General features: G+C 33.4%; 4 protein-coding genes. All 4 read right to left on the bottom strand.

The genetic code is table 11. The annotated features are described in order from the left end of the window. Window positions 1–493, bottom strand: a 493-nt coding sequence (locus L3J35_13550; GenBank protein ID MCF6367208.1) for a hypothetical protein, incomplete at its 3' end; no start/stop codon positions are given. Window positions 494–637: 144 nt separating this feature from the next. Beyond that, window positions 638–1,384 (bottom strand): LytTR family DNA-binding domain-containing protein, encoded by a 747-nt coding sequence (locus tag L3J35_13545; protein ID MCF6367207.1) that lies wholly within the window; start codon window positions 1,382–1,384, stop codon window positions 638–640. Window position 1,385: 1 nt separating this feature from the next. Next, on the bottom strand, window positions 1,386–3,359 hold the full coding sequence (locus L3J35_13540; GenBank protein ID MCF6367206.1) for a tetratricopeptide repeat protein: 1,974 nt from the start codon (window positions 3,357–3,359) through the stop codon (window positions 1,386–1,388). Between the two features lie 101 nt (window positions 3,360–3,460). Next, a partial coding sequence (locus tag L3J35_13535) for a tail fiber domain-containing protein (GenBank protein MCF6367205.1) occupies window positions 3,461–6,449 on the bottom strand: 2,989 nt, incomplete at its 5' end.

The following is a 6,449-nucleotide window of genomic DNA, read 5'->3' as shown; positions in this document are numbered from 1 at the left end:
CTTTTACACCGGCAGAAGTAACTTCAAATATTGTTTTTCCGAATTTGTCTTTTACCTCAAACAGTATGTCGGTTTCTGTCAATTCATTATTTGCTTGAACAACAAACTTTCCGGTAGGAGAATCTGTGCCCACCCCGATATTGTAAGTTGAATTTGTTAAATAAACAGAACTTGCATTTTTTGTCCATAAACCTGCATCGGATGATAAATCAATCCAGCCTGTTTTACCTTCGTAGTTTTTTCCGTAAATAAAAAAACTTCCTAAAGAGCTGTCAAAAACCAATAAACCTTGAGCCGGTGTTACTATGCTTGTGCGTTGTGCTGTTGTCATTCGCGGAATAAGCAATCCTCTATTTGTTGACTCAATTTCCAATATTGCTGAACCATCAGGGTTGCCCCCGGTTGTTGATATTTTTACGCCTTGAGAAAAAACAGGAAAAATAATAAGAATTAAAATAAGTGTAAGAATTGATTTTGAAGTAAGATTTTTCATGTGTTTTGAATAAATTGTTAATGTGCTTTTATCCAAAAATATTATAATTATTTACTAAAGTTTCAAAAGATGTATATTCGTTGAGGATAGATAAATATTCGTAATCAACCGGAAAAAATTCGAAAAAGAAAAATCTTTAATTGCTTATAATTTGTTGAGCAAATCAATTAAAAGATTTTTTTTTCTGACAGAAACCGGCAGTTTTATATTGTCATCCATTGTTACACGGGAAGTATATTTGTCATAACTTGATAAGTGGTTTAAGTTAATAAGGTGAGACTGATGAATTCGTAAAAAATTATTTTGCTTAAGTAATTCTTCGAATTCTTTTATAATTTTTGAAACAACGATTTTTTTTTCATTCTTTACAAAAACACTAGTATAGTTTCCGTCACTTTCACAATGTATTATATCACAAACATTTACTATGTAAATATTATGTTCTGTTTTTAGCACTAATTTTTTTGGCTCAGAGAGTTTATTTGTAATATTTGTATTTAATGCTTCTATTTTGGCAATAATGTCTTTTTTTTCGTTAAATTTTTCGGCTTTTCCTACAGCATTAATAAGTTCATCCGAGTCAATAGGTTTTACAAGATAGTCAATTGCACTGTATTTAAATGCTTTTATTGCATAATGATTATAAGCTGTTACAAAAATGGGAATAAATTCGGGTTCCGGAAATTTCTTTAACAAATCGAAACCGGAACCGTCCTGCATTTTAATGTCCAAGAAAATTAAATCGGGAGATGTGCTTTTTATTAAATCATAACCTGACTGAACACTGCTTGCCTCTCCTATTATTTCAGTTTTTTCACAATAAATCTCAACAGCAAGTTTTATTGCCTCTCGTGCTTTTTTTTCATCATCTATTATTACGGCTTTTAACATTTTAGTTATTGGTTATATACGGTATTAAAAATGTTGTTAAAACTCCTTCTGTTTCATTGTTTTTATTTGTTTTTTCTTTAACTTCCAACAATATCTTTTTTTTGTGATTTTTATTTAATAATTGCAGTCTTTCTTTTGTGATTTGTGTTGCAAGAGAATGATGTGACTCGTTATTCCGGTTTTTTTTGATATCAGAAATTCCGACACCGTTATCGTCAACTTTAAACTCAATCATATTATCAATTCTGTTCATAAAAGACACTTTAATAATTCCTTTTTTTTGTGACGGAGCAATACCGTGCTCAATAGCATTTTCTATAAACGGTTGTGCTAACATAGGCGGAATAAAACAGTTGTCCTGCTGAATGTTTTCATCTTTAATTATTTCATATTGAAAGTAATCTTCATATCTTAACTTTTGCAAATCTAAATAATATTTTAACGACTCAATTTCTTTTCCAACAGAAACATATTCCAGTCTTGAATGTTCTAATACAATACGGATTAATGCAGCAAATTTTGATAAAAATTTTGCACCTTCGCCGGGTTTGCTTTTTAATATATATGATTGAATTGCTGTTAGTGAATTAAAAATAAAATGAGGATTCATTTGAGACCTCAGGAGTTTTTGTTCAAGCAATACTGTTTTTTGTTTTGTTTTTAACTGTCTTTGGCGAATATAAAGCAAAATTATAATTATTACAAAAAAGGCAGACAGCAAAGAAAAAAACAAGATGTAAATTCGTGTATTGCTTTTTTGTATTTGAAGTTTTTGAATATCGTTTTCTTTTGTTAAGATTTGATTTTGTTTTTCTTTTAATTCTGTTTGATATTTTATTTCCAGCTCGTTAACAGATTTGATTTTTTCGGTATTAAAAATGCTGTCTTTTAATATTGTAAACTTCTCGTAATGAAATATTGCATCTTTATTTTTATTTTGGCGTTTATAAATTTGAGAGAGAATAAAATGATTTTCTAATTTTAGCTTTATCCCTAATTCAAATTTATTGTTTTTATATGCATCGGATACAAGTTTTGCATATTTTAACGCTTTCCCTATCTTGTTGCTTTCAAGGTAGTTTCCGGCAAGGTTTTGATATGCTGTATATAAATTTGTAAGATTCTGTGTTTTTTTGCAATATTCAACTGCTTGCAAAAGATATTCTTCTGCTAATTTGAAGTTTTCAAGCCTGCTGTTGTTGAGTCCTATATTTAACAAACAAATCCCGATTCCTTTTATATCGTTTATTTCTCTTTTTATAGGTAGTGCTTTTTTATAATATTCCTCTGCTTTTTCACATAAGCCTGTTCGTATTGTTTTGTCAGTTTCCGATTCGCTCATATTTGAATAAACATTTCCCATATTAATATACAATGCAGATATTGCAGGTTTATAATCTAAATCGGCTACAATGTTTAATGCGTATTTATAGTATTCTATTGCTTTATCATATTGTTTTAATGAATTATATAAAGTTCCTATTTTATTTAAAGTGCTTGCTTCAAGATGTTTATTGTTGAGTTTCTGAAAAACTTTTCTTGCCTCTATTAAATTTTTTAAAGCATTGTTATAATCTCCTTCAATTTTTTGATTTTTGCTTATATCAGATAAAACTGAAGCATAGTGTAAACTGTCGTGCTTAATTTTAAAAAGCCGGGCTGCGTCTTTTAACAAAATATCTGATTGCTTATACTTTCCTTGTGATGAATAAATTTTACTTATACGTTGTTTTGATAAAGCTGTACGTATTGTATCTTTTAATATAAGAGAGCGGGTTAGTGCTTTTTCTGAATATTTATAAGAACTGTCTTCGTTTATCCTGGCATATAATTTACTGATATCCAGTAACAAATCTATTTTTTCTTCTGATTTATTTGTTTTTTGCAATATGTTATATAAACTATCAATCTTATTGTTTTGTGTGTAAGCGGTAATTGAAAAGAATAACAAAACGAAAGAGCTCAGAATTTTCATACATACAAATTAATTTAAACAAATGTACTAAATAATCTGAACAAATAAGCACTTATTGTCTCAATATGTTGCTTTTAATAAACCGGTTTTATTTTTCTAAACTATTTATTCTGAATTAATTCTTTTAGTTCTTGAATTTGTTGTTTAAGAATATCTATTTCTTTTACTTGTTCTTTCAGTTGTTCAATTTCTGCTTGCTGTTCTTGTACGGCTTTTACTAAGGGAACAACAAACTCGGCATATCTTAATCCGTAATGTGATGTTTTATTTTTCGGTTTATCTACACCGTGAAAATCGAAACCGAGCTCACTTGCAGCGTTTTCAACTTCTTGGGCTATAAATCCTGTTTGCAATTCGGCTTCTTTTAACTTTTCACTTTTCGGAAGTCTTAAAGAATCCGGTGTTTTATAGAAGTTTGCAATGGCATCCATATCTAAATTATAAGAAACAGGTCGTAATTTCATGATAAAATCAAGCCCTATAACGTTTTCTTTTACATTTGTTTTAAATCTTCCGTCAGAAACATTAGTCCAAAAAGCAAAACCGCCTATTGTTGTAACATTTGCATCTCCCAGTCTTACTGTGTTAGATGCTCCTGGTTCGGCATTATAACCGAGAGCTGTTGAATTAAAGTATGCTGTTCCCGTAGTGAACGCAGATAAACCGACAGCCGTATTGCGATACCCTGTTGTATTGTACCCCAATGCGAAATATCCTATCCCTGTATTGCTGTGTCCGGTTGTATTATTTTGGAGAGATACATAGCCGCTTGCCGTATTATAATTCCCGGAAGTATTATCATAAAGCGTTCGGTAACCTAATGCTGTATTATATTGTCCGGTATTGCTGCTTGCAGTTGTACTTCCCCTAAGCGACTGGTAGCCTATTGCTGTGTTGTAGGTTGCTCTGCCGACTGTTCTGTCATCGGCATAATACATTGCTCCGTAACCGTATGCTACAGACCCGTAATTTGCTTTGTTTCTGTTTAATACTGTCAACCCTACAGCAGTATTAAAATATCCTGTGGTATTTTGATTGCCAGAACTATTCCCTATAAAGACATTATTGTGAGCAAGTGTGCATTGTTGTCCGGCGTTGAATCCGATTATAACATTTGAATTGCCGTTATTAAGTCTCCCTGTATTAAGCCCGAGGTAAACATTAAATAATCCGGTTGTATTAGTATATCCGGATTCATGCCCTAAAAAAACATTTCCCCAGCCGGTTGTATTGCCGGAACCTGCATTTTTTCCGATAAACACATTTGAATATCCGGTGATGTTTGAATATCCGGCATTATATCCTAAAAAATCATTTGAATATCCCGTTGTATTTGAATATCCTGCTCTGTAACCTATAAAGTTGTTGAATTGTCCTTCGTCAGCTCCGGTAATACCTCCGTTCGTATTTGAGTATCCTGCAAATGAACCGATGAAAACATTGTATCCGGCTGTAGAGTTACTATAACCGGCTAATGTGCCTATAAAAACATTTTGGGAGCCGCTTATGTTTAAATAACCGGATTTATATCCTGAAAAAATATTAAACACCCCTGTTGTGTTGGTGAATCCGCTTTCAAAACCGATAAACGAATTGTAACCGCCGGTTGTATTGTTATACCCGCTTCGGTAACCTATTAAAACATTGAATTCTGCAGTTGTATTATTGAACCCGCTTTGATATCCTAAAAAAGAGTTGAAATTTCCGGTTTTATTATTATATCCGCTCATTGCACCTATAAACGAGTTATTGTTTCCTGTTGTATTTAAAAAACCGGTCTTCGTTCCTATAAAAGTATTGTCAGCACCGATTGTATTTGTAACTCCGCTGCCGGGTCCGATAAATGTATTATTATTACCCTCGGTATTATTATACCCTGAATTAGAACCTACAAATGTATTTAAATCTCCTCCTATATTTTTGTTTCCGCTGTTCGGACCGATAAATGTATTCTCATACCCTACAGTATTTGATACTCCGGTATTTGAACCGACAAATGTATTATTATATCCGGAAATATTTGCCATTCCGCTTTTAAAGCCTACAAAAGTATTGTCCCAGCCAATTGTATTGGTATAACCGGAAAAACTGCCGAGAAATGAATTATTTATACCCGTTGTATTCGAAAACCCGCTTTCGTAACCCAAAAAGGTGTTAAAACCTCCTGTTGTATTTGTTATGCCGCTGTTTTTTCCTACAAACAAGTTGCTTGAGCCTGTAGTATTGCCAAACCCGCTGGAATCTCCCAAAAAAGTATTGTCGTTGCCGGATAAGTTGCTGTATCCGGTTCGGTAACCGAAAAAAGAATTATTTCTTCCGGATGTATCGGAAATTCCGCTTTCAAATCCGCAAAACAGATTATAAAGACCGGTTGTAATAGATTTTCCGGAGCTGTGTCCAATCAGGTAGTTGTTTCTTGTCATGTGCATATAATTATCTGCGGGACCTTTTGCAGCACCGTATTTTCCGACAGCAAAACCGCCTGATACTCCCTTTGCTCCCGTATCTGTGTAAATTCTTGTGCTGTCAGAATGTGTAAAGAAATACTTGAAACGCTGATCTTTTGCGGCTCCGTATTTACCTACGGCAAAACCACCAGATACTCCTGTTGTCGCATCTGTATATATTCTTGTGCTGTCGTCTGTAATAACAAGAAGATCTCCCATACCTTTAGCTGCACCGTATTTGCCTACGGCAAAACCGCCGGACACTCCTTTGGCAGCACCGTCATCAACATATACATTTGTACTTTTGGAATCAACCACAAGAAGATCTCCGACTCCTTTTGCTGCTCCGTATTTCCCGACAGCAAACCCCCCGGATATTCCTTTTCCTGATTTTGTAGGGTTTGACACATACATTCTGACGCCGACAGAGGTAACAGCCATTATGGTTTTCCCGGTTTTATCTTTCACCTCAAATAAAATATCATCTTCTAATGTTGCCTCGTCTGCTTTAATGACAAACTTTCCGGAAGGATTAGTTATTCCTACACCGACGTTTTTTGTTGTATTTGTGAGATAAACATCAGTTGCAGTTTGTGACCATATTTCTGAAGACATGGAAAGATCAACCCATTTTGTTCCGCTG

The sequence above is a fragment of the Bacteroidales bacterium genome (assembly GCA_021648725.1).
Taxonomy (GTDB): domain Bacteria; phylum Bacteroidota; class Bacteroidia; order Bacteroidales; family JAADGE01; genus JAADGE01.
This window is presented reverse-complemented; position numbering and strand designations above follow the sequence as displayed.